General features: G+C 45.1%; 18 protein-coding genes. 3 read left to right on the top strand and 15 right to left on the bottom strand.

Going from position 1 to position 24,325, the window contains the following annotated elements; translation table 11 throughout:
* Positions 1–103 precede the first annotated feature (103 nt).
* Positions 104–1,312: an acetyl-CoA C-acetyltransferase gene (locus RH96_RS06115; protein WP_010198594.1), complete on the bottom strand. Its 1,209-nt coding sequence runs from the start codon at positions 1,310–1,312 to the stop codon at positions 104–106.
* 106 nt (positions 1,313–1,418) lie between these two features.
* Positions 1,419–2,570: an acyl-CoA dehydrogenase family protein gene (locus RH96_RS06110; protein WP_010198593.1), complete on the bottom strand. Its 1,152-nt coding sequence runs from the start codon at positions 2,568–2,570 to the stop codon at positions 1,419–1,421.
* A 282-nt stretch (positions 2,571–2,852) separates the two neighbouring features.
* On the opposite strand from RH96_RS06110, the gene RH96_RS06105 reads away from it, so the two are divergent.
* Positions 2,853–3,491: a TetR/AcrR family transcriptional regulator gene (locus RH96_RS06105; RefSeq protein WP_010198592.1), complete on the top strand. Its 639-nt coding sequence runs from the start codon at positions 2,853–2,855 to the stop codon at positions 3,489–3,491.
* Positions 3,492–3,602: 111 nt separating this feature from the next.
* On the opposite strand, the gene RH96_RS06100 is transcribed toward RH96_RS06105, so the two are convergent.
* From RH96_RS06100 to RH96_RS06070, 7 genes are all read right to left on the bottom strand, one after another.
* A complete protein-coding gene (locus RH96_RS06100; protein WP_010198591.1) occupies positions 3,603–4,250 on the bottom strand; it encodes a hypothetical protein in 648 nt (215 codons plus the stop codon).
* Between the two features lie 320 nt (positions 4,251–4,570).
* The gene (locus tag RH96_RS06095) at positions 4,571–5,857 is read right to left on the bottom strand and encodes an NAD(P)/FAD-dependent oxidoreductase (RefSeq protein ID WP_010198590.1); all 1,287 of its coding nucleotides are present in this window, start codon (positions 5,855–5,857) and stop codon (positions 4,571–4,573) included.
* Between the two features lie 17 nt (positions 5,858–5,874).
* Positions 5,875–7,338 carry a Na+/H+ antiporter NhaC gene (nhaC, locus tag RH96_RS06090; protein WP_010198580.1) on the bottom strand — a complete coding sequence of 488 codons (1,464 nt, stop codon included), beginning with the start codon at positions 7,336–7,338 and terminating at the stop codon, positions 5,875–5,877.
* Between the two features lie 205 nt (positions 7,339–7,543).
* Positions 7,544–9,034 carry an aldehyde dehydrogenase family protein gene (locus RH96_RS06085; protein ID WP_010198578.1) on the bottom strand — a complete coding sequence of 497 codons (1,491 nt, stop codon included), beginning with the start codon at positions 9,032–9,034 and terminating at the stop codon, positions 7,544–7,546.
* Positions 9,035–9,176: 142 nt separating this feature from the next.
* Positions 9,177–10,589 (bottom strand): VOC family protein, encoded by a 1,413-nt coding sequence (locus RH96_RS06080; RefSeq protein ID WP_010198575.1) that lies wholly within the window; start codon positions 10,587–10,589, stop codon positions 9,177–9,179.
* 285 nt (positions 10,590–10,874) lie between these two features.
* A complete protein-coding gene (locus tag RH96_RS06075) occupies positions 10,875–12,140 on the bottom strand; it encodes an aspartate aminotransferase family protein (protein ID WP_010198573.1) in 1,266 nt (421 codons plus the stop codon).
* 210 nt (positions 12,141–12,350) lie between these two features.
* Complete coding sequence (locus tag RH96_RS06070) at positions 12,351–13,325, bottom strand: LysR substrate-binding domain-containing protein (RefSeq protein ID WP_010198566.1); 975 nt, start codon at positions 13,323–13,325, stop codon at positions 12,351–12,353.
* A 455-nt stretch (positions 13,326–13,780) separates the two neighbouring features.
* On the opposite strand from RH96_RS06070, the gene RH96_RS06065 reads away from it, so the two are divergent.
* On the top strand, positions 13,781–14,980 hold the full coding sequence (locus RH96_RS06065; protein WP_010198564.1) for a sugar transporter: 1,200 nt from the start codon (positions 13,781–13,783) through the stop codon (positions 14,978–14,980).
* A gap of 114 nt (positions 14,981–15,094) precedes the next feature.
* On the opposite strand, the gene arfB is transcribed toward RH96_RS06065, so the two are convergent.
* The gene (arfB, locus tag RH96_RS06060; protein ID WP_010198548.1) at positions 15,095–15,508 is read right to left on the bottom strand and encodes an alternative ribosome rescue aminoacyl-tRNA hydrolase ArfB; all 414 of its coding nucleotides are present in this window, start codon (positions 15,506–15,508) and stop codon (positions 15,095–15,097) included.
* 378 nt (positions 15,509–15,886) lie between these two features.
* On the opposite strand from arfB, the gene uvrA reads away from it, so the two are divergent.
* Positions 15,887–18,448 carry an excinuclease ABC subunit UvrA gene (gene uvrA / locus RH96_RS06055; protein WP_010198545.1) on the top strand — a complete coding sequence of 854 codons (2,562 nt, stop codon included), beginning with the start codon at positions 15,887–15,889 and terminating at the stop codon, positions 18,446–18,448.
* A gap of 31 nt (positions 18,449–18,479) precedes the next feature.
* Here the strand turns inward: uvrA and RH96_RS06050 are convergent, their stop codons facing one another.
* The 5 genes from RH96_RS06050 to RH96_RS06030 form a co-directional block, all read right to left on the bottom strand.
* A complete protein-coding gene (locus tag RH96_RS06050; protein ID WP_010198544.1) occupies positions 18,480–19,313 on the bottom strand; it encodes an HpcH/HpaI aldolase/citrate lyase family protein in 834 nt (277 codons plus the stop codon).
* Between the two features lie 173 nt (positions 19,314–19,486).
* Entirely contained in the window at positions 19,487–20,251 is a 765-nt protein-coding gene (locus RH96_RS06045; RefSeq protein ID WP_264623037.1) for an SDR family oxidoreductase, read from the bottom strand.
* Between the two features lie 162 nt (positions 20,252–20,413).
* Entirely contained in the window at positions 20,414–21,208 is a 795-nt protein-coding gene (locus tag RH96_RS06040; protein WP_010198540.1) for an SDR family NAD(P)-dependent oxidoreductase, read from the bottom strand.
* 3 nt (positions 21,209–21,211) lie between these two features.
* Positions 21,212–22,219, bottom strand: coding sequence for an NADP-dependent oxidoreductase (locus tag RH96_RS06035; RefSeq protein WP_010198539.1), 1,008 nt, complete (start codon positions 22,217–22,219; stop codon positions 21,212–21,214).
* A gap of 221 nt (positions 22,220–22,440) precedes the next feature.
* Complete coding sequence (locus tag RH96_RS06030; RefSeq protein WP_010198537.1) at positions 22,441–24,246, bottom strand: acyl-CoA dehydrogenase; 1,806 nt, start codon at positions 24,244–24,246, stop codon at positions 22,441–22,443.
* Between the last annotated feature and the right edge of the window lie 79 nt (positions 24,247–24,325).

Below are 24,325 nucleotides of genomic sequence, written 5' to 3'. Positions count from 1 at the left end.
ATATTATTTTATGTCGATATAAATCACTAAAAATCTCTTAGCTCTGTCCATTAACCCATTAACGCTATCCATTAACGCTATTTATTAGCATTATCTATTAGCGCTATACGCGCTCAATAATAGTCGCAATGCCCATACCGCCACCGACACAGAGTGTAATCATGGCCGTTTTTAGGTCGCGACGTTCTAATTCGTCAAGGACAGTAGTCATGAGCATCGCGCCCGTGGCACCAAGGGGATGACCCATAGCGATAGCGCCACCATTGACGTTGACGATATCAAGCGAGATGCCGAAGTCATCGGCAGTATTGAGTGGCACGGCAGCAAAAGCTTCGTTGATTTCCCATAGGTCTATATCTGAAGCTTGCATACCCGCTTTTTTGAGCACTTTTTGGCAGGCAGGCGTTGGCCCTGTCAGCATAATGGCAGGTTCCGAACCAACAACTGAAGCCATCGTGATTTTGGCACGGGGTTTGAGGCCTGCTTTTTTACCAGCGGCAGCGCTACCGACTAAGCAAATTGCCGCGCCATCGACGATGCCTGACGAGTTACCCGCATGATGCACGTGATTCACTTTTTCAATAGTGGTATACCTGTCCAAGATTACGCTATCAAAGCCCATCTTGCCCGGCATAATAAAGGAAGGATTGAGACCTGCTAAGGTCTCGACATTGGTATTGGGACGGATGGTTTCGTCTTTATCCAATAGCATCATGCCATTGATATCAGTGACAGGAACGACCGATTTATCATAATAGCCCTGCTCCCACGCATTCGCAGCGCGGCGATGGGATTCGCTAGCAAAGGCGTCAACATCGGTACGGCTAAAGCCTTTCAGCGTCGCTATGGTATCTGCACCAACACCTTGCGGCACAAAATGTGTCGCTTCGTTAACGCGCGGGTCCATATACCATGCACCGCCGTCAGAGCCCATCGGTACGCGGCTCATTGACTCTACGCCGCCTGCGACCACCATATCCTCCATACCTGACATGACCTTGGCGGCAGCCAGATTGATAGACTCCAGACCTGACGCACAAAACCGAGACAAAGTAACGCCCGCCACACTTTGCGCCCAGCCAGCATCAATGACGGCAATACGGGCAATATCAGAACCCTGCTCACCAACGGGTGTCACACAGCCTAGCACCACATCATCAACCAAACTGGTGTCCAAATGATGCCGCTGTTGCATCTCTTTTAATAGAGTACGGGTCAGCCAAATTGGTGACGCCTGATATAAGGAGCCATCCTTTTTACCTTTGCCGCGCGGAGTACGGATAGCATCATAAATGTAAGCAGTCTCAGTCATAAAAATCCCTTTTTTTCTTTTAAAAAAAATAGCAATGATGGCAACCTAATCGCCATGTTAAAACCAATAAGTAGAGTCAATAATAATACAGAAGTAGATCAGCCACTTACATAAAGCGTGACGCTAGCTCTTTCATGATTTCATTGGTGCCGCCGTAGATTTTCTGTACGCGGGCATCGGCATATAGGCGAGCGATTGGGTACTCTGTCATATAACCATAACCGCCAAACAGCTGGACGCATTCGTCGATCACGTCACACTGCTTTTCGGTCACCCAGTATTTAATCAGTGATGCCTGCGGTACTGTCAGTTTGCCTTCTAACATGGCATCAACAGCGGCATCGCACATAGTGCTGGCAGCGAGATAATCGGCGTAGCATTCTGCCATTTTAAAGCGCGTGTTTTGAAATTTCCAAATCGGTTTGCCAAACGCTTCCCGACCTTTGACATAATCTAGCGTCAAATTAATCGCCAGCTTCATCGCACCAACGCCCGTTAAAGCAATGATTAAACGCTCGCGTGGCAGTTCTTGCATCATTTGAATAAAACCCATGCCTTCGGCAGTGCCCAACAGATTCTTTTGCGGCACACGCACATTACTAAAGAATAATTCCGACGTATCTTGTGAGGTCAGACCAATCTTGTCGAGATTACGACCACGTTCAAACCCTTCTACCTTGTCCGTTTCTACCACGATAAGCGAGACGCCTTGCGCACCTTTTTCCCGATCGGTTTTGCACGCGAGCAAAATCAGGTTGGCATGCTGACCGTTGGTGATAAAGGTTTTTGAGCCATTGATAATATAATCATCGCCATCTTTTACCGCATAGGTTTTGATGTTTTGTAAATCTGAGCCAGTACCAGGCTCGGTCATGGCAATCGCAGCCACATACTCACCCGTCGCCATCTTAGGCAGCCATTCTTGTTTTTGCGCTTCTGTGCCATGACTCAAGATATAGGGGGCGACAATCCCTGAATGTACCATGCCACCGAACCCTGATTGGTTGGCTTCCGCCTGTGCGTATAACAGCGCCGCTTCATGACCGAAATCACCGCCGCCGCCGCCATACTCTTCAGGTATAGAGACACATAAGAAACCGTTTTCACCTGCCTCTTCCCACGCGGCACGGTCTATCATGCCATTTTTGCGCCATTGTTCATCCTTTGGCTCCCAACCTTTGAACATTTTAAGCGCACTGTCATAGACCATTTCGTGCTCTTCGGTCATCCAGTTTGGGGTAAATTTTTCAATACTCATGTTGTCTATCCTTGACGATGGGAAGTTGCTATCGGTTAATATAAAATGCTATTGAGCATAAATATATCACTTATGGTAATGTAAATTACCGTTTGGTATAATCTAAAAATTCATTGTATTTATTGAGATTAAAGACTCATACTAAGATAGTGAAAGACAATACGCAACCTATCAACAAACAATGGTAATTCATATTACCTAATAAAATTTTAGCGTATCAAACGACCAAATAAGTGGCTATCAAACTGTCTAAAACTCTCTATCTTAAAGGAATGATAAAGCATGCAATCCACGAATCAGATGCCTAACATGACTGAGAGCCGAGCACTGGCACCTTTATCAGATATGCGCCCTGCGACTTTAGAAAAAATTGAAAAAGCGGTTCGTAAAGTGTTTGCAGGTTTTGATGCTAACGAAGTGACCATGGTGCAGATTGCGAAGTCTGCCAACGTCTCATTGCAAACCCTCTATAAATACTTCGGGGACAAACAAACGCTATTCAACACGGTGATGGATATCGTACTCGGCAGACTGGCGGCACGCATCATGGATCATTTGCAAGGCATTGACAGCGTGCAAGATCGCCTGCGTAAGACGCTATGGGTATGTTTTGACTTCGTAGACTCGCATCCTGATGCGGTTATGGTGCTGTCATCGGTATCGGTATCACGCATTCGTCACATTGCTATTTATGAGAATAAGGAGCTGATTGGGGCATTTTTGGAGGTACTAGAAGACGGTCAGAAACGTGGTGTATTGAACGACACCGTGCCGCTATATATTCTGTTCGATGTGTTTATGGGTTTTATCAGCCGTTTGGGTTTGATGCACATCATGCGGCAGACAAATGCCCCGATAAATAAAGAATTTGATGCGCTGTTCGTCATTTTATGGCGAGCCATATCTAAGCCTGAAGCATGAATGGGCTTAGATAATTTACGAAAACGAAAAAGCCTCACTATTAAGTGAGGCTTTGCTCTATTTAAAAGCTTATTTACGCCGATTTTTAGACCTATGGTATCATCGAGACTCTTAAACACTACTCGATTTTGGCAATCCATACGCTATTCTGTTAACCACTTCATTATTGTGCTCAACCGTCAAACGGTAGCCTTGGATGATGCCGTCATAAGGTAGATTGCCTTCATAATACTGATAGTGCTCACGGATACCTTTTTTCACTATCGACGCACGCTCGCTCTCGCTCAGTTTGGCAAATCCTTCTGGCAACTGCACTTGAGCCAACCGAGAAGCACCATCACGAGACATCCAATTTGCGCCCGCAGTAAACGTAAAACTCACATCGGCTCGTAAGCTATATTCGGGTAAAGAATTGGAATAATGCGCTAAGTCATGCTTAATCTGAGCGATATCTTCTACAAATGGCTGGTACGGTATCTCAAGTATGTTAAACAGCTTTGCTAAGAATTCATCGGCAGTAAAGTATTTATCCATATAACTACCATCAAGCCCCAGATAATTATTCGACAATACATGACGTAAGCGATCACAGGCAGGTATCGTGTGTTTGAGAGGATACCCCATGGCTTTGATGATAGCTTGCGAACGCAGCTCAAGCGTGTCTATTTGATTGACTGCATATTGCGCGAGAGGGTGGCGCGGGTGATAACGACGAGTATATTTGGATTGGTTGATAGCGTGGCTTGTAAAATTGGACACCTTAGACTCCTGTAACTCCGACGAAAAAGTATAAAACGAGCCCATATAGGCAAATAAAATTAGGCACAAATGAGGATGTCGGAGTACAGGCTCATGCGCTTTACCAGAATTGTTTTATATCGTGCTGGAAGTTGCAAGGTTCGTATGCCACCATTAATTATAATAACGGACGACGATACAAAGCTGTTAAACCCACGATAGATCAGCTAGCGATGATAGCACATCAGCTGCTGAAAGATAAATACAGATATTGTTCCTCTTTTTTAACACCTTTACTGTTGTCAATACTCCCCCTATATCTTCCTACTGTAGCCAAAAAACTATCTAATGATTTTTAGACATTGCCCTGCATGATAGAGCGTCAGCCCTACTTCAGTAAATCCAGATTTCATCGCACCCAATGCTATCTTTGACTCTTCCAAGGTTTTAAATGGCAATGGAATACTGGCTCTGTCTCCAGTCAAGATATAGTCCGCAAAGCACTTGCCCATTAGTGTACCAGTGGTAATGCCACGTCCATTGTAGGCAGTCGCTGTCAATAACCCTTCGTCAGGTTCCAAAACGCGGAAGATATGATCTTGCGTAAAACCAAAGTTACCGCACCATTCATACTGCCAGTTAAATGCTGGCAAATCAGGATAATAGCTTTTTTGCACAGCGTTCGCCCATGACTGATAGAAGGATTTTGGTTTAAGTTGCCTGCCACCCACCGTTCCCAATAACAAGCGATCATCCTTGTCACGGCGAAAGCTCGATAATGCCAAGCGCGTATCCCATGCCCCTGTTTTGTAAGGTAAGATACGATCTGCTACTGCTCCACTGAGCGGCTCAGAAGCGATCTGATAATAAGCGACGAGATAAAAAGTCTTAGCAATTTCTGTCCATTCGCCTTCGGTGTAGGCATTGGTCGCAATAATGACGCGCTCAGACTTGACCCGAGCTTTGGGAGTTCTTGTGTACCAATGACCGTCTACTTTCTCCAGCGCCTCGACAGCGGAATGCTCGTAGATGATTACGCCGAGACTGGTCGCGACTTTTGCGAGTCCTCTGACATAAGCCAGCGGGTTTATGGTGCCCGCACGATGATCTAGTAGTGCTTTATTGATACTTTTGGTGCCGCAATATTCATGGCATTTGCTGCCAGTTAACACCTCAACATTCGCACCGCGACGGCTCAACTGCTCGTATCTGACATCGACATCGACTTCGCCTTTGGCATTATGTGCCATATGGATGTTACCGGCTTGGGTGGCTTGCGCGTCGATATTATAACGTTTGATTAGGTCAAATACTAAACTTGGTGCTTGTCCAAGCGCTTCTGTCAGACGCTCACCTGCCGCTTCACCTAGCGCAATATTTAAGTCATCAGGGCGTGCCCATGTCCCTGCATTCACCAGCCCAACGCTTTTCCCTGAACCGCCACTACCAATCGTTTGGCTCTCAAGTAAGATAACCTTGACGCCTTTTTCGGCCAAATGAATCGCAGCCGATAGCCCGGTATAACCGCCACCAATGATACAAATGGTCGCTTGAGTGTCGCTACTCATCTGAATATAGGACTCAATATTGGGGGCAGTCATGTTCCATAAACATTGCTCTTGTAACATCTCATACTCCCTTCGTGTCACACGTCACTAATTGACGTTGAAGTAGCCGTGTCGAGCTTTTCTATCGAAGGCTCTTCACGCGGTATAAATTTATCAAGGAACGCCCATAACAAGCCAAACAAAGGCGACAACCAGCAAGCAAAAGCAAAAGGTGCATAAGTCAGTGTCGCTATACCAAGGGTTGCAGCAACAAAGCTACCGCCCATGTTCCAAGGAATCAGCGGTGACAACAGCGTGCCACTGTCTTCAATAGAGCGCGTGAGTGTCGTGCGCTTATAGCCCATTTCTTTATATTTGTCTTTTAATAAACGCCCTGGCAGCACCAACGTTGTATAAACGTCACCGATTAAAGTACCGACACCAAGGACGCTGGCATAAGTCGTCAAAATCAAGCCGATACGCGATTTTACTGCCTTGTCTATTTTCGCCATAATGGCTTTTAAGGTGCCGTAGTGTTCAAGCGAGCCGACAAAAGCGAGTGCAAAGATGGTCAAGGTAATGACCCATGTCATTGACATGACGCCGCCTTTTGATAGCAATTTATCAACCACTTCAAAGCCCGTTTCACTGACAAAGCCGTTTTGTAAAACGTTAAAAATATCACTGACCCCAACGCCTTGCATAAAAAACGCAATAACTGATGCCACGACAACACCGCCCAAAACAGTTGGTATAGCTGGCATTTTCATCACAGCGGCAATCACGACTACAAGCGCAGGGAATAAAGTAATGACACTTAAATTGTAATTGTCAGCCAAATTGGTTTGTAAGGCTTGGATAGAAGATAAATCAATACTGTCATCGCCATAACCCATGCCAATCCATGCATAAAGCGCTAAGGCAGTAACCATGGCTGGGACAGTCGTTGGTAGCATACCTTTGATATGGTCCCAAAGCTCCACGCCCGCTGCCGCAGGTGTCAGGTTAGTGGTATCTGACAATGGCGACATTTTGTCCCCAAAAAAAGCACCCGAGACGATAGCACCGCCTGTAAAATGCGCTGGAATACCAAGTCCCATACCAATGCCCATCATCGCTAGCCCGACTGTACCGACCGTACCCCATGAGGTACCAGTGGCAACAGAAATAATGGCACAAATAATACAAACTGAAAATAAAAAGGAGGAAGGAGAAAAAATACTGAATCCATAGTAAAGAATGGTCGGCACCGTCCCTGCAATAATCCATGAACCAATGAGCATACCGACACCCATCAGAATAATCATCGCCGGCAAGCCGATTTTAATAACTTTTAAAAACCGCTCCTCCATACCCTGCCAGTCACGGCCACGCATCTTCATAAATAAGCCAGTGATTAAGATGCCACAGGCTAATGGAATGTGCGGGGTAAAGTCTTTAAATATGAAAAACTGCACCATAAGAATCATGGCAGTCAATACGAGAGGGGCAATATCAAGTAAGAAGCTAGAAGACGGACCGTAGCCATCATCAGCGGGGTCATGCGGTTTGTCATCGATCATGATAATTCTACCTTCCTTAGTAGTCGTCAATGGTCATTACAACCAATCCTTGATTGCTTATAGTTTTTGGTGTGCCAAACATATATAAAATATGCTTGGCAGTTCACGCTGAACACCTTATTTTTGACCACTTATGATGAGTCATTTGTGCTTAACCATTTATATATGAACAATCAATCACCCTGAGTGTTCATACATCTTCATATCAACCAAAACTAATGCCTTGGGCAAGTGGTAGCTCTGTTGAATAGTTGATGGTGTTGGTTTGGCGACGCATATAAGCTTTCCATGCGTCTGACCCTGACTCACGTCCACCGCCTGTTTCTTTTTCGCCACCAAATGCACCACCAATTTCAGCGCCACTAGTGCCGATATTGACGTTAGCGATGCCGCAATCACTACCGCGATCACTGAGGAAAGTCTCCGCTTCACGCAAGTCATTGGTAAAAATACATGACGATAATCCTTGTGGCACATCGTTTTGCATCTCGATTGCCTCATCAAAGTCTTTATAGGTCATGACATATAAAATAGGCGCAAACGTCTCACTTCTAGCAACGTCATTTTGCTCATCAAACTCGACAATGGCAGGCGTGACATAATAGGCATCAGGGTATTTATCTGCTAGTACGCGTTCCCCGCCTGTCACTATCCCACCCGCTTCACGAGCCTTATTCAAGGTCGATTGCATGTTATTAAAGCTGTCTTCATCAATCAATGGGCCGACCAAATTGCCTTCGAGAGGATGACCAATGCTGACGGTTCCGTAAGCTGATTTGATGCGTGGTAAGATATCGTCTTTGACAGATTCGTGGACGAAGAGGCGGCGTAATGTGGTGCAACGCTGACCCGCTGTACCAACCGCTGAAAATATAATGCCACGTAGCGCAAGGTCTAAGTCGGCAGTCGGTGCCAAAATCATTGCGTTGTTGCCACCAAGCTCAAGCAAGCATTTACCAAAACGCTCAGCGACTTTAGGCCCGACAATTCTGCCCATGCGTGTACTGCCAGTCGCACTGACCAAGGCAATTTCTTTGTTTTCGACCAAGGCATTACCGATATCCGTCTTACCTAATATCACTTGGGACAAATGATCTGGTGCATCACCGAACTTTGCCAAGGCTTTTTCGAACATGGCTTGACACGCCAAAGCAACCAAAGGAGCTTTTTCTGATGGCTTCCAAATGACAGGGTTACCACAAACGATGGCAAGCGCTGTATTCCAAGACCATACCGCTACAGGGAAGTTAAAAGCGGAGATGACACCGATGACACCAAGCGGATGCCACGTCTCACGCATGTGATGACCTGGGCGCTCTGAAGCAATCGTCAAGCCATATAGCTGACGTGAAACGCCGACAGCGAAATCGCAAATATCGATCATTTCTTGCACTTCACCTAGGCCTTCTTGTTTGATTTTCCCAGCTTCGAATGATACGAGCATGCCCAAGTCTTCTTTATGCTCACGCAGCACTTCGCCCAGCAGACGAATCAATTCGCCGCGCTTGGGGGCAGGAACGACACGCCATTCCTTAAATGCTGCTTGGGCGTTTTGGATTTTCTTATTGACCTCATCAACGCTATCTAAGGTTATCTTGCTGATAACCGTCCCATCGATAGGCGTATTGACTTCAAAATCGCCATGTTGATATTGTTCTTCTTTGACACCCATGGCTGACATGTATTGCTTAATCATATTCAATCCTTTGTATAGTAATTTATAATCTCTTTGGTCGACCTTTAAGCTACCTTGCAATACTTTAACTTGCAAAATAATAATTTTCTTACCCTCATTCCATTTTGGAATGGTGAACAAATAAGATGACTGTTCTTGTCTTTTACCTACCGTTTCCTAAAGAAATTAGGCATTTTTCCAAGCTTCTATTCTGTATATCTTCATACAAAGCAAGCTCATCATAAACATTGGTACCAAGGGCTTGCTCGAACTCCTGTTGGTTTGATTTGCCATCATAATTGCTTTGCTTGTCCTGCTGAAGATTGGACTGAAAAATACCAGCCGCACTGACTGGCAAAAAATCTTCATAGACGATAGGCTCAATACGGATAGCACCTTGGTTAATCAGAGCATTTACTGCTTGTCTTGAATTAACCATTTCTAGATTAGACATATCATTGTTGATATCCGCAGTACTATCGACTGGTTGATAATAAAAATAAGCAAATTCCTTATCATGCATCGTCTGGTAATCATCAGGGAAAGCGGTAAATACCTCGGCTAAAATTCGATTGTATTGAGCTGCATTACCCTCATTTGGAGTAGCTCCTAATTGATGGCGTGCTTGACTAAGTAGCTTTTCATATAGCGCTCTACCTTTTGGCGTTAATGCCACACCGCGCTGCTCAATCTCACCAAACCGTGCCGTATGATGACCCTGTTCATACTCACCCTCTGAGTTTTTAAAACTAACCGCTTCCTCTAATGCCTTAAAGCTCGTCTGTCTTAATAAAATCGGACAATCCCGTTTTGGTGGTCCTTCGATAATCGCTTTTGGTGGCATGCCTTTTGCCTGCATACCTTGCTGTACAGTATCTATATCTAGTGTTCTAGGGGTTAAATGATTGATATGTGGGCCTTTAAAGCCGACGACATCAGCAATGAGACCATGCTGTGCTAATAAGCGCTGATATAGCTCTTTTGAGACTGGCGTTTTATCATGCCAGCGAAAGGTCTCTAAAGCTTCTTTGATAAACTGCTCACCTTCCTCTGAGGTCAAACCGCCCTGCTTTTCAAAGCGCTCAATCAGGCTGACGACCGTATCGGTAAAGATATTGCGGTTGGCTAATGCGTTTGATGCTTCTTGTTTTAGTGCGTCATTATCAATTAAGTCTAGACGCAATAAAGAAGTGAAGACTCGAAACGGGCTTTGATTTAAGGCTTGCGCGTCAATCGCTCGAAAAGCCGTAGAATGCACGGGCACGCCAGCAGGCGCTAAATCATAATAACCAACAGGGTGCATACCCATGACAGCAAAGAGCCTGCGCATCATACTAAGCTCGTGCGCTGTGCCCAATCTAATCGCCCCGTGGCGCTCCATACTGAGTCTATCAATCTCTCCGGTGTGCTCCAGCTGCTCCTTAATATCAGAGTGCTTGGTTAGCACCTCAGTATTCACCTCAGCGACTAAATCTAGCAAGTCACCATATAGCGGAACCTCGGTTTGGTACATGGCTGACATCGCCATAGAAAACTCGTGACGAATAGCATCGCTGCTGATAAATGTGTGATTCACAGATAAATATCCTTATTAAAATCTTAGAAATTTTTATTACTCTTAACTTATTAACTAGGGCGTGTCATCATTTAGATTGTGAGACTTAAAATGAGGAAAATTGCAGCCAAACAAGGAAGAAATTGCCGTAAATATGAACATATTGACAAGATTTCTGACGATGTTTGGCTAAATTTAGCCATTTTAAGACCACTAAATGTATTCATGTGCTAATTGATGACACGCCCTAAGCTAGTCCGACAAAAAACTATGTCGTTGCCATTAAATTATATCGTTGCCATTTCATCAGAGCCTATTATCAGGAATCGTACTTAACACTTCTTTTAAAACATTAAGACCGGCTTGCAGGGTTTCAGGCTCGATTGTTAGTGGCGGTAGCAGGCGAATAATGTGGCGATATTTACCGCTAGGCATCAACAGCAGACCACGCTCGCGCGCTTGCGTTAACACATACGTCATCACGCTTGGATCGACATCATGTTCAGGATGTCGCAGCTCGATACCGCGCATCGCACCGATACCAGTGAGGCCAAACAGCCAAGGTGATACACCCTCTTGCTGCCATTGGTTCACCGTCTGCTCAATGGTGTGGGCATAATGTCTGGCAGACTCCCACACCGCATCGTCTTGCATAATATCTAACGTCGCATTGGCGGCAGCACACGCGACCGGATTACCCGAATAAGTGCCGCCTAGACTACCTTTAGGCAAGCCATTCATTATGCTGGCTTTGCCGATCACTGCGCCTAACGGCAACCCACCTGCGATACTTTTGCCTAGCAATATCATGTCAGGCTCAATCCCTAAATGTGTAAAGGCAAATGGTGTGCCCGTACGACCGTAGCCCGATTGAATCTCATCCATAATAAGCAAAATGCCGTGCTCATCACAAAACTGGCGCAGATACTGAGCAAACGTGGGTGACATTAATTGAAAGCCACCCTCGCCTTGTACTGGCTCTACGATGATGGCACCGATATTATCGACATCCGTTTCTACAGCAAATAGACGTTCAAGCGCATCGATAGCCTGCTGATCGCTTACTTCATTATCTGGACTAGGAAAAGGAATGTGGTAAACGCCACCTGCCAATGGTCCAAGCCCCCGCTTATAAGGCGCGACTTTACCATTTAGATTGACCGCAGCCAGCGTGCGCCCATGAAAGCCACCATCAAAAGCAATGACACCCACACGACCTGTTTTTAGGCGGGCAATTTTTATGGCATTTTCGGTGGCTTCTGCGCCGCAGTTAGTCAACATACCTGATAGCTCGCCACTGATTGGAATCAGCTCACAAAGCCGTGGCATAAAGGTTTGATACGGCTGATGGGCAGCCGCATTGTAGGCATAATGAATAAGTGATTGGGCTTGATTGATAATCGCGGAGACGATATGAGGATGACAATGACCAAAATTTAAAACCCCGATACCGCCGACAAAGTCGATGTAGCTGCGGTCATAACTGTCCCAAACTTTGGCATTTTTGCCTTTGGTGAGGGTCACAGGATGCACCATCGTAAAAGCGTCTGTAACGTTATAGTGCGTATCCATTAAGCATCTCTCATCTTCCTTGAGTGTGATGCTTATTTCAGCAAAACCGTACCGATTCAGCAAACGAATAATAGTTGTGCTGGCATTCCTTTTCGTCATTGCCAACCAAAAAACAATCTTAAGGCGCGTTAAAAATTACAATTATTTAACCATTGCTTGCTGCTATCACAAAGGTTACGAAAAATGCATCCCAGTTGTACTGTATCTGTTTTAAAGTGAATCCACTATATCGATTGAATTGAGGACATGCCCTAGCATCAGCTCGTGTTGATTTGAGGTTTCAAGATACGCTGACACCCATTCTAAAATAACTTTTACCTTATGCGATCTGCCTAAAGACAAAGGATAAGTTATATAATAAGACCCCCGTCCTTTTGCCGCATAGCGCCATGCCGTCACCAGCGTCCCTGACTGCAATTCAGGAGCGACCAAACGCAGTGGTACAAGTGCAATACCATAGCCGAGCAAAGCGGCAGCAATACATGCATGAAAAGTATCAAACCGTGGGCCGATAAACGTTCCATCGATACTAATGCCTTGCTGCTTGAAATACTCATACCAAGCACTTGGGCGCGAGCTCAACTGTAGCAACGTACAGTTATCTATATTGCTCGTACAAGGATTTTTATCATGCAAGTATTCAGGTTGGCATACCGCCACACAATACTCGTCAAACAGCTTAATCGCTTCCATCCCGCCCCAAATGCCATCGCCATATAAAAAGGCAATATCGACGTTTTGGTCTTCAGTAAAAAATGGCCCAACTTGCTCTTTTATATCTAAATTAATCAATGGATGGGCTTGGCTAAAGCCACTGAGCGCAGGTAACAACCAGCGAGAACAAAAGGTTGGGTGTGAGGCAATCTTAAGCACTTCTACATTGTCACTATGCGACATCAAACTGGTGGTTGCCACCTCGATATGTTTGAGGATTTCCAACACCTCAAGATAATAAGTCTTGCCAGCTGGTGTCAATGAAATGCGGTGCGGTGTACGATAGAAGAGTGAGATTTTTAACATCTCCTCTAGCTGAGCGACCTGCTTACTGATGGCGCTTTGTGTCATATGCATCTCTTGCGCGGCATTGGTAAAGCTCAGATGCCGTGCAGCCGTTTCGAAACACTGTAGAGCAGTCGTCGATGGATACTTTCTAAAAGCAAGCGGCTTATTGGTTTCGGTTTTCATAGTTTGTTTTTCTTTTATTTTTGGTATGAGGACACGCCCTATTAAAATGTAAAAACAGGGATAATTCATACAGAGATGACTACCTATTCGTGCACGCTCAAATAGCATGAGAGAATAGGTAGCCATCATTATTTAAGCGCTGATTCGCCTTGATTATTGTATCAGTCTACTTGAGCATGCTTCTATTGATAAAAGCATTATTTCACTGCCAGTATGTTGTCGGCAGTCAGTGTCGACTTCCTAGAGGCTAATGTCAAAAACTAATGTCATATCCTATTCATTTTGTGAATACCGACGCTCATTATCAAATAATTACTTTAACTACGGCGACTGACTTGCTATCTTGCCTGCCTTCTTTTCATCATTGCGATGTATTTTTACCCTTATTTTTAAGCGAATAAATCACTTTAAGCTAACTTTCACCGTTAGCGCCTTCTTTATTTGTATTGGATCTTATGAAACCTAACATTGAGGTGAGCGCAGACGCTCGCCGGACTCAGTATTTTCAAGTATTTTTGATGGGGGTTAGCGCCTTTATCATGAATACCACCGAATTCGTTCCCGTTGCGTTATTAAGTGACATTGCGCAAGACTTTGCTATTACTACAGCAGAAACGGGCTGGATGTTGACGCTGTATGCGTGGATTGTCGCGGCCATGTCATTGCCATTGATGCTGCTGACCAGTCGCTTTGAGCGCAAGCGTTTGCTGTTGGCCTTGTTTGCGGTGTTTATTGCCAGCCATGTGTTGTCAGTATTTGCGTGGAGCTTTGAAGTGCTGCTCATCAGCCGAGTTGGCATTGCGCTCACGCATGCGATATTTTGGTCCATCACCGCAGCGATTGCGATACGTGTGGCACCGGAGGGCAAAAAGGCGCTGGCGCTTAGCGTGCTTGCGACTGGTACGTCATTAGCGATGGTGTTGGGTGTGCCTTTAGGACGCGTGGTCGGTCAATGGTTTGGCTGGCGCGCGACTTTTGGTGGTATTGGTGGGCTTGCCCTTATCGTATTCATTCTGCAAATGAGACTGTTGCCCACGCTGCCTAGTATGTTTGAAGGGTCTTTTAGAAAGATTCCAGAATTACTCAAAAACCCCTTATTGGTCTGCCTATATCTGCTAATTTTACTGGTCTTTACCGCGCACTATACGGCTTACTCGTATATCGAGCCTTTTATGCGTCAAGTCGGCTCAATCAGCGAAAACGCTGCGACTATTGTGCTGCTATTGTTCGGTGTCGCAGGGATTGCGGGTAGTGTGATATTCAGTCGTTGGGGTGATAAATTCAATACCAGATTAATGCTGATATCGACGATATTGATATTACTATCTATGCTCACGCTGTTGTTTGCGGTGACCTCAATATGGGCGCTCAGCTTGATTGCCCTACTCTGGGGCGCGGCGCTCATGCTGCTGATTATCTCCATGCAAGCCAAGGTCATCATGGTCGATGTCAATGCACAAGACATGCTGATGTCGATGTTTTCAGGGATTATCAATTTAGGCATTGGGACGGGCGCACTGTTCGGAGGCTATGCAGTGACGCATATTTCACTATCGAGCGTGGGATATGTAGGGGCGGCTATCGCGGTTATGGCATTGCTACTGATGCTATTTATGATAAAGCGCTTTCCTGAGTTAAGCAGAAAACTTGGTTAGCTAAGGGCAGATTAACCAAAGTTCATTCAGCGCACAAAAAAATGCCAGCCACTTAGATGGGCTGGCATTTTGCTTTTTGGTTAATTGTTAAAATCCACCTTCAAATCAGTCTATCTAAAAATCCACCTTACCGCGTAATACTTTTGTTTTACCGCGCTGAGTTTTTTGATCGACACGTTTACGCTTAGCATTTCTGCTCGGTTTGGTCGGCCTGCGTGTTTTATTGACGTAAGTAGCTTTGGTGATAAAGCTTTGTAAGCGTTCAAACGCATCAATTTTGTTACGTTCTTGGGTACGAAATTGCTGCGCCTTAATAATGAGCACGCCTTCTTTGGTAATTCGGCTGTCTTTACTATCAAGCAAACGCTGCTTATTTACATCACTCAAGCTTGAGGCATGGATATCAAAACGCAGATGAATCGCAGAAGAGACTTTATTGACGTTTTGCCCGCCTGCGCCTTGCGCACGTATGGCGCTAATCTCTACGTCACTGTCATTTAAACTAATGGTATTGCTGATAAAAATCATAGGATGCTTTTATAGATAATTGATAGTTATGATTAATGATAAACCATTATCAGCTACCTCGCCACTTGCCAGCTCACCACTCCAAAAATCCGTATGTCTTAAAAGCAGTTTTTCAAAACTTATAAGCTGAAATTCAGAGATGAAACCTCATAAATGTTATTGTTTGGCATTGCTATGTCTGTCATCTGTCTATAAAGCGTAAGCCTATCTAAGGATTCGATATTGACATGCTAGGATGGTTTTAGATTGCCAAAATACTGCTTAAGCCAAGACATTGCTTAATTAGCTAACTATTTAGCAAGCAGTTTCTTGGCCAAAACTTTACCCGTCTTTTTCAAAATAAAGCTAAAAATACGATTTGATAGGAATAACTGTTTTATGACCACTAAAAATAAAAAAGTAAAACCCACTGCAAAAGTTGATGACAATGCCACTAAAAATATCGCTTGCGACCCTGCTCACAGCATCCAAGTCAGAGGCGCAAGGGTTCACAATCTAAAAAACGTCGATGTTGATTTGCCGCGTAATGCCCTTGTGGTATTCACGGGTATATCAGGCTCAGGCAAATCTTCGCTGGCATTCGGTACTCTTTTTGCTGAGTCACAACATCGCTATCTTGACTCAGTATCGCCTTATGCCAGACGCTTAATCGATCAAGTGGATCAGCCTGACGTCGATTCGATAGAAGGCTTACCACCCGCCGTCGCCCTGCAACAACAACGAGGTACGCCGTCTGTGCGCTCATCGGTCGGTAGCGTGACGACGATTTCAAATGGTTTGCGCATGCTCTACTCACGAGCGGGTGAATACCCTGCTGGTCAAGGCATACTCTACGCTGATGCGTTTTCTCCAAATACGCCAGATGGCGCTTGTCCTACTTGCTCCGGTATTGGCCGCGTGTTTGAGGTGACAGAAGAATTGCTAGTCCCTGACAATACCAAAACCATTCGCGAACGCGCCATTGCCGCTTGGCCACCTGCGTGGCAAGGGCAAAACCTAAGCCGGATATTGACCACACTGGGCTACGATATCGATAAGCCGTGGAATACCCTGCCCCAAAAAACCCGCGATTGGATTCTCTTTACCGATGACACCCCAGAAGTCCCAGTTTATCCAGAGTACAACGTTGAACAAGTACGCGACGCTATTAAAAAAGGTGAAAAACCCAATTATAAAGGGACGTTTACCAGTGCTAAGAATTTCGTCTTGCACTCTTTTGCTAGCACTCAAAGTCCGCGTACCAAAAAGCGCGTTTCCCAGTTCATGCAAATCTCTGAATGTCCAGAATGCCATGGCAAAAAACTCAAAAAAGAATCGCTATCGGTGAAATTTGCGGGTCTTGATATTGGTGAACTGTCTCAATTAACCCTAACCGAAATGGCGCTCAAACTTCAGGATGCTGCCAAGACCAAACCAACTGACAACATGCCAAACCGAGAAAAGGCCATCGTTGCTCAACGTATTGCCAATGACATTCTGTCTCGAGTTGAGGCGTTGACCACGCTAGGCTTAGGGTATCTGTCGCTTGAACGTACTACACCTACTTTGTCTCCGGGTGAACTACAACGCCTAAGACTCGCTACCCAAATTCGCTCTAAACTGTTTGGTGTGGTCTATGTGCTTGATGAGCCGTCTGCTGGATTACATCCTGCCGATACTCAAGCGCTATTGGGCGCATTGGATGAGCTGACAGCGGCTGGTAACTCGTTATTTATTGTTGAGCATGACGTCAGCGTGATTCGGCACGCCGATTGGATTGTCGATGTGGGGCCAAAGGCTGGAACCCATGGCGGCGAAGTTATTTACAGTGGCCCTGTAGCAGGCTTGCGGGACGTTGCGCAATCACGCACAGGGCAGTATCTTTTTGAGACTGAAGGGGCGGTTGAGCATACCCCAAGAAAAGCAAAAGCCTCGCTACAGCTGGTCAATATCGAACGCAACAACTTGCAAAGGCTAGATGTAGCGTTTCCATTGGGGGTGATGACAACGGTGACGGGCGTATCAGGTTCAGGCAAATCAAGTCTAGTCAGTCAAGCGCTGGTCGATCTCATTTATAGCGAATTAGGGCAGAAGACAATCATCGAAGCGCCGACTGGCGAAGCTGATTTACTAGAGCAAGAGCTAGAAACTCAGACCAGCGGTAAGATTGCTAATGGTATGGAGCACGTAAGTCGATTGGTGACCGTCGATCAAAAAGCCATCGGTCGTACGCCGCGCTCAAACCTTGCTACTTATACCGGCCTGTTCGATCATGTGCGCAAGTTATTTGCAGCAACCCCAGAAGCAAAAGCGCGACGTTACGATGCCGGTCGATTCTCCTTTAACGTTAAGAAAGGCCGCTGCTCAAATTGCGAAGGTGTCGGTTTTGTGAGTGTCGAACTGCTATTCCTGCCGAGCGTTTACTCGCCATGCCAAGTGTGCCATGGGCAACGCTACAATGATGAAACCCTTGAGATTACTTATCGAGACAAAAACATCGCTGAAATCCTCGATCTCACTGTCGAATCTGCTTATAAATTCTTTGTAGAAGAAGCACCCATCCTACGAGCATTAGATGCGTTGCTAAAAGTCGGACTTGGCTACTTACGACTTGGTCAGCCAGCAACCGAGCTTTCGGGCGGTGAAGCACAGCGCATTAAGCTTGCCACCGAACTGCAACGGACACAACGAGGAGACACGCTTTATATCCTTGATGAACCTACAACTGGCCTGCATCCTTCGGACGTGTCGCTATTAATGACACAATTGAACGGACTCGTTGACGCTGGTAACACTGTGATTATGGTTGAGCATGACATGCAAGTCGCTAGTAACAGTGATTGGATTATCGATATTGGGCCAGGCGCTGGTGATGAGGGCGGTCTTATTGTGGCAGAAGGCACACCAGCAGAAGTCGCAAAATCAAAAGCCAGTCGTACCGCGCCTTTTTTGCTGTTTTAATCTGTTAGTGCACATTTTATTAAAAAACATCTTATGAACTCAGCAACTGACGGCAGCGCTCAATCACGGGCGCATCGACCATCTCGCCATCTATTTTAAATATCGCCTGCCCGCTCCGCTCGTATTCTTCTATCACACGTCTTGCAAACTCAATATCGGCGTCAGTCGGTTGCAGAGATTGCTTAACAGTTGCTACTTGCTTTGGATGGATACAAAGCATTCCGGACATGCCCATTTGTGACCATAATTGCACTCGCTGCCCAAGCCCCTTAGCATCGTTAAAATCGGTATAAACCGTATCAATAGGCGCTAATAATTGATGTACTTTTGATGTGAGTAAAAGCTGATAACGAATTTGATTGGCAATAACATCTGCTGCCGCTGTACCTACGTGCACCTGTAAATCATTGCATAAATCTAAAAACCCATAGCTAAATGCAAGCAGTCCAGCGGATTTTGCCATACTATCGATTTGATATAAACCAAGCGCTGTCTCTATTAATGCAATGACGGGCAGTCCAGTCATGTTATGAGCGTTTTCAATATCTGATGCTTGCTCAGCTTTGGCTAGTAACACGCCAGCCAGATTGGGCATTTGCTGACATAACACCACGTCTTTGAAAAACTCCTCGCTACCTGCTTTATTGATGCGTACCCAAATCGGCTGATAATCCTGACTATTATAATAGACTTGTAAATCTTTGCGAGCTTGCACCTTGTCCGTTGTAGCAACCGCATCTTCTAAATCCACAATCACTGCATCTGTCCCACTGGCAAAGGCTTTCTCTACTCTATCGATGCGAGTGGCTGGAACGAATAACCATGTTTTGACATTGGGAAATTTTTTAACAATAGATGCTTGCATGCTTTACTCCTTCCTTAAATACTATTACTTCAAACACTATTACTTCAAACACTATTATTTCAAACACTGTTACTTAAAATATTAGTACTTACTATAACCAAATAAAAAACCGTATGCCATTTATCAGCATACGGTTTTAGAAATGACTCTACTTTTAGAGGGCAAACGGCTAACTAAGCCAGCATGCCACCATCAACGACTATCGTTGCGCCCGTCGTATAACTTGACGCATCAGACACTAGGTACAATACCGTGCCAGCCATCTCGTCAGGATTAGCCACGCGTCCTAATGGAATCGCATGTAGCGCCATTTTTAAGACTTTATCATTGGTGGTCAATGCTGAGGCAAATTTGGTATCGGTTAAACCTGGTAATAACGCGTTGACACGAATATTTAATGGGCCGCATTCTTTGGCAAAAGATTTGGTCATGCTAATCACAGCCGCTTTAGTGATTGAATAGATACCTTGCTTGTCACCTGCGACCAAGCCATTGACCGAAGCGGTATTTAAGATAACCCCGCCGCCCTGCTCGCGCATCATCTTACCAGCAGCTGTCGACATAAAGAAATAACCACGAATATTGACTTCAACCGTTTTATCAAAAGCGGCTAAGTCCGTATCTAAGATATGCCCGTAATAAGGATTTGCAGCGGCATTATTGACTAAAATATCGATTTGACCGAACTCACTTTTGATATGCTCAAAAATAGCATCAATCTGATCCATCTCACCCACGTGACAGGCAAAGGCACTGGCTTTGTGACCATCAGCGACAATGCTATCAGCGACTGCTTGGCAAGCATCAATTTTACGACTAGAGACAATGACGTGTGCGCCTCTTGATGCCAATAGACGGGCGATAGATTCGCCAATACCGCGACTAGCACCTGTAACCAAAGCAATCTTGCCTGTTAAATCAAATAAATCTTTCATCATTACTCCTTATGTTTTGAATTAGCTATTCAGTCTTTTATCGTGAATACTTAATAAATTATAGTCAAAAAACTGCAAATCCATTACAAGGCAGCCGAGCGTAGATAGTACGAATAGTACATCGAGCGAGGCTAACACCGTAATGATTTAGCAGTTATTTGAATATTAAGCCAACATGCCACCATCAAGGGTAAACGCATGACCATTCATAAAGCTGCTTTCATCGCTCGCGAGCCATGCAATCGCACCTGACACTTCATCAACTGTCCCTAAACGGCGTAGCGGGCTGGCATTAATTGTTGCTTTTTGCGCGCGCTCGCCCATCTTCGCCATGGTATTTTGCACCATAGGGGTGTCAATAAAGCTTGGGCATACGGCGTTAAAGCGAATATTGACGCGCGCATATTCATGAGCAGCAGACTTGGTCAGTCCCATCACGCCATGTTTAGCGGCGCTATATGCTGACAATAACGGCGCAGAACGCAGCCCTGCGATGGATGCCACATTAATCACGTGACCGCCACCATTGGCTGCCATACAAGTAACAGCCGCACGCATGCAATGCCAGACGCCTTTTAGATTAACGGCAATATTACGGTCAAAGTCCTCATCGCTTAGCTCATGCATCGGTGCAGGCTGATGGTCGATGCCCGCATTATTTACCACGACATCAAGACCACCCAGCGTTTCCATGGCAAAGACAAATAATGCGCGCACTTCGTCGCCACTCGTCACATCGACCTTTTTAAAGACGATACTATTGCCAGCGTCTTGACCTTGCTTGGCAACGGCTGCGCCCATCTCTTCGGCCATATCACCGATCACGACTTTCGCACCGCGACTGGCTAGCAATAACGCACTTGCCGCACCAATGCCAGATGCACCGCCTGTGATTAAAATACGTTTACCAGAAACGTTACTGGCTACGTCTGATGCAATTCCATTTGTATTCAGTGTCATGATTTATCCCTCTACCTTAAGTACCAGTTTGCCGAAATTTTCACCTTTAAAAAGCATCATCAGGGTATCTGGGAAAGTCTCGATACCTTCAACGATATGATCTTTTACTTTCATATCACCTGACTGAATCCAGCCAGCAATCTCTTTCATCGCGATTGGATACTCTTTAATATTATCAAAGACAACGATGCCTTCCATACGGGCACGATTGACCAATAACGATAGATAGTTTGACGGCCCTTTTACCGCTGTGGTGTTGTTATATTGGCTGATCGCACCGCAAATCACGATACGCGCGCGTAGATTAATTTGAGTAAGGACGTCATTTAAGATATCGCCGCCTACGTTGTCAAAGAAGACATCTACTCCATTTGGACAGGCTTGCTTTAAGCCTTTTTTGACATCCTCATTTTTATAATCTACCGCAGCATCAAAACCTAGCTCATCGACTAAGAATTTACATTTCTCAGCACCGCCCGCGATGCCAACGACTCGGCAGCCTTTTAGTTTGGCAATCTGTCCAACCAAACCACCAACTGCACCCGCAGCACCAGAAACAACGACTGTCTCGCCAGCTTTTGGCTCACCTGTTTTTAATAAGCCAAAGTAACCGGTCATACCCGGCATACCGAGCACGCCTAAGTAATAAGATAAGGGTGCAAGGTTTGGATCGACTTTGTATAACCCAGTACCATCACTGACCGCATACGACTGCACGCCATTATGACCACAGACATAATCGCCGACGGCAAACTTCTCATGCTTACTTTCAATGACTTCGCCCACGGTACCCGCACGCATGACATCACCAATTTGTACCGGTTCGATATAAGATTTGGCGTCGTTTAACCAGCCACGCATCGCTGGATCCATCGAGATATATTCAATTTTTATCAGTAACTGACCGTCTGTGATGGTCGGTAGTTCTGACTCAGTATAATCCCAAGTCTCCGCACTCGGTGCGCCAACAGGTCTTTCTTTTAAACGCCACTGCTTATTCATTGTTGTCATTATTTATTCCTTTAAATTTTTATAAAAAGCCATTGGTATCGTTTGCTTAAAAAGAGTTTATTCAAAATAAGACAAATATATTAAAAAGCGCTCTTCTGGGATAAATTTTTCTCGCTTGCTGTGCGCTTTGTACTCCAGAGGCTTCGAAAAATTCATCCCAGCATCACATTGGTCGTATTATTCAGGCATGTTCTTATGTTGAAAACATTCCAAACAATCCCTTAAAACCATTCTGCTTGCATATTGGTACATACCGCATTGTCGTTATTTAACAGCTCGATATCGCGATTGATTAACGGCAATTCCCAATCGATAAAGTACTTTGCCGCTTGGATTTTACCTTGATAGAAATTCTGCTTTTCAATATCTGTTGTCTCGCTTAGCAATTGCTCAGCTTTACTGGCTTGGCGAATCCAAATCCAGCTGACCACGATAGAGGCAAAAATATTCATTAGTGCTTGTGCGTTACCCGTTAATGTAAGTGCTTTTTCTGTTTGCAGGATTTTACTTAAATGCACCAATACTTCATGCAGATGACCCATATAAGGCATCAATTTACCGGCAAGTTTAGCAGTCTCGGGCGTGGTAATGCTTTCTAAGTCTTGGGTAATTTCACGTTTTAGAATTTGAATACCAAGACCCTTGTTTTGCCATAACTTACGGAATGACAAATCTAACGCTTGCACACCATTTGTGCCTTCATGAATGGGATTAAGACGATTGTCACGCCAAAACTGCTCGGCTTGATACTCACGCGTATAGCCTGCACCGCCCAATACTTGAATACCTAAATCATTGGCCTTTGGACCATATTCAGAGGGCCATGCTTTTAATACTGGCGTGAGTAAATCCAGCAGTTCTGATAGCTCAGCTTTTAGTGTTGCATCTTCACAAGTATTGATACGGTCAATCAGGTTTGAGCCATATAAACACAGTGATATGCCGCCCTCGCTATAGGCTTTTTGCGCAAGCAACATACGCTTCACATCGCCATGCTGGATAATCGCTGTTGCTGCATCTTCAGGTTTGTTATTCGGTGCAATTCTGCCCTGTGTTCTGTCTTTGGCATAATCGAGCGAGTATTGATAACCACGATAGCCAATCATCGCTGCACCAAAGCCAACCGCGATGCGCGCTTCATTCATCATCTTAAACATATAACGCAAGCCGAAATGCTCTTCGCCGATAAGATAGCCATAGCACTCGCCTGCATCGCCAAAGCTTAATGCTGTAGAAGTCGCGCCTCTATAACCCAGCTTATGAATAAGACCCGTTAAATGGACGTCATTATGCTCGCCAACCGATAAATCATCATTGAGTCGATACTTGGGTACGGCAAATAAAGAGATACCTTTGACACCACCAGGACCGCCCGGCACTTTGGCTAGTACCAAATGCACAATATTGTCAGACAATTCGTGATCGCCTGCTGAGATATAAATCTTGCTCCCTTTTACGCGATAGCTGCCGTTGTCTTGTTTGACGGCAGTGGTTTTGATATCGGCAAGCGATGAGCCAGCATGTGGCTCAGTTAATGCCATTGTGCCGGTAAATTCACCCGTTAGCATACGCGGCATAAAGGCATTTTTAATCTCATCGCTGGCGAAATGTGAGATGACATTAATCGCCGCCGTGGTCAAAAATGGATAAGCTGTCGTTGATGGGTTGGCCGCCATAAAATAGCCTGCCACTGCGGTCATAACCGTTTCGGGTAATTGCATGCCACCATCATCAAAGCTATAACGACCAGCGATGAAGCCCGACTCACGAAACGCATCAAAGGCGACTTTTACGTCACTTATCATGCTGACTTTTTTCCCATCGAACTGTGGCTCGTTTTTATCTGCTACATGGTTATGCGGCAAGAATAAATTGGTCGCGATTTTATTGGCGGTGTCGAGTACCGCATCAAAGGTTTCGCGGCTGTGTTCTGCGAACTTCGGATGCTCGGTTAAATGTTCAGTGCCCAATACATCATATAGTTGGAACGGTAACTCAAAGTCATTGATAAGCGTATCTGCTGCCATAGTATTCTCGTTAACTCATTAAATTTGGTGATTCATTGATATTAATCTAATTTAACGCCTTGCCATATTGTCATTTATG

The sequence above is a fragment of the Psychrobacter sp. PAMC 21119 genome (genome assembly GCF_000247495.1).
Lineage (GTDB): Bacteria > Pseudomonadota > Gammaproteobacteria > Pseudomonadales > Moraxellaceae > Psychrobacter > Psychrobacter glaciei.
Note: the sequence above shows the minus strand (reverse complement) of the source record. Positions and strands in the feature narration are given on the sequence as shown.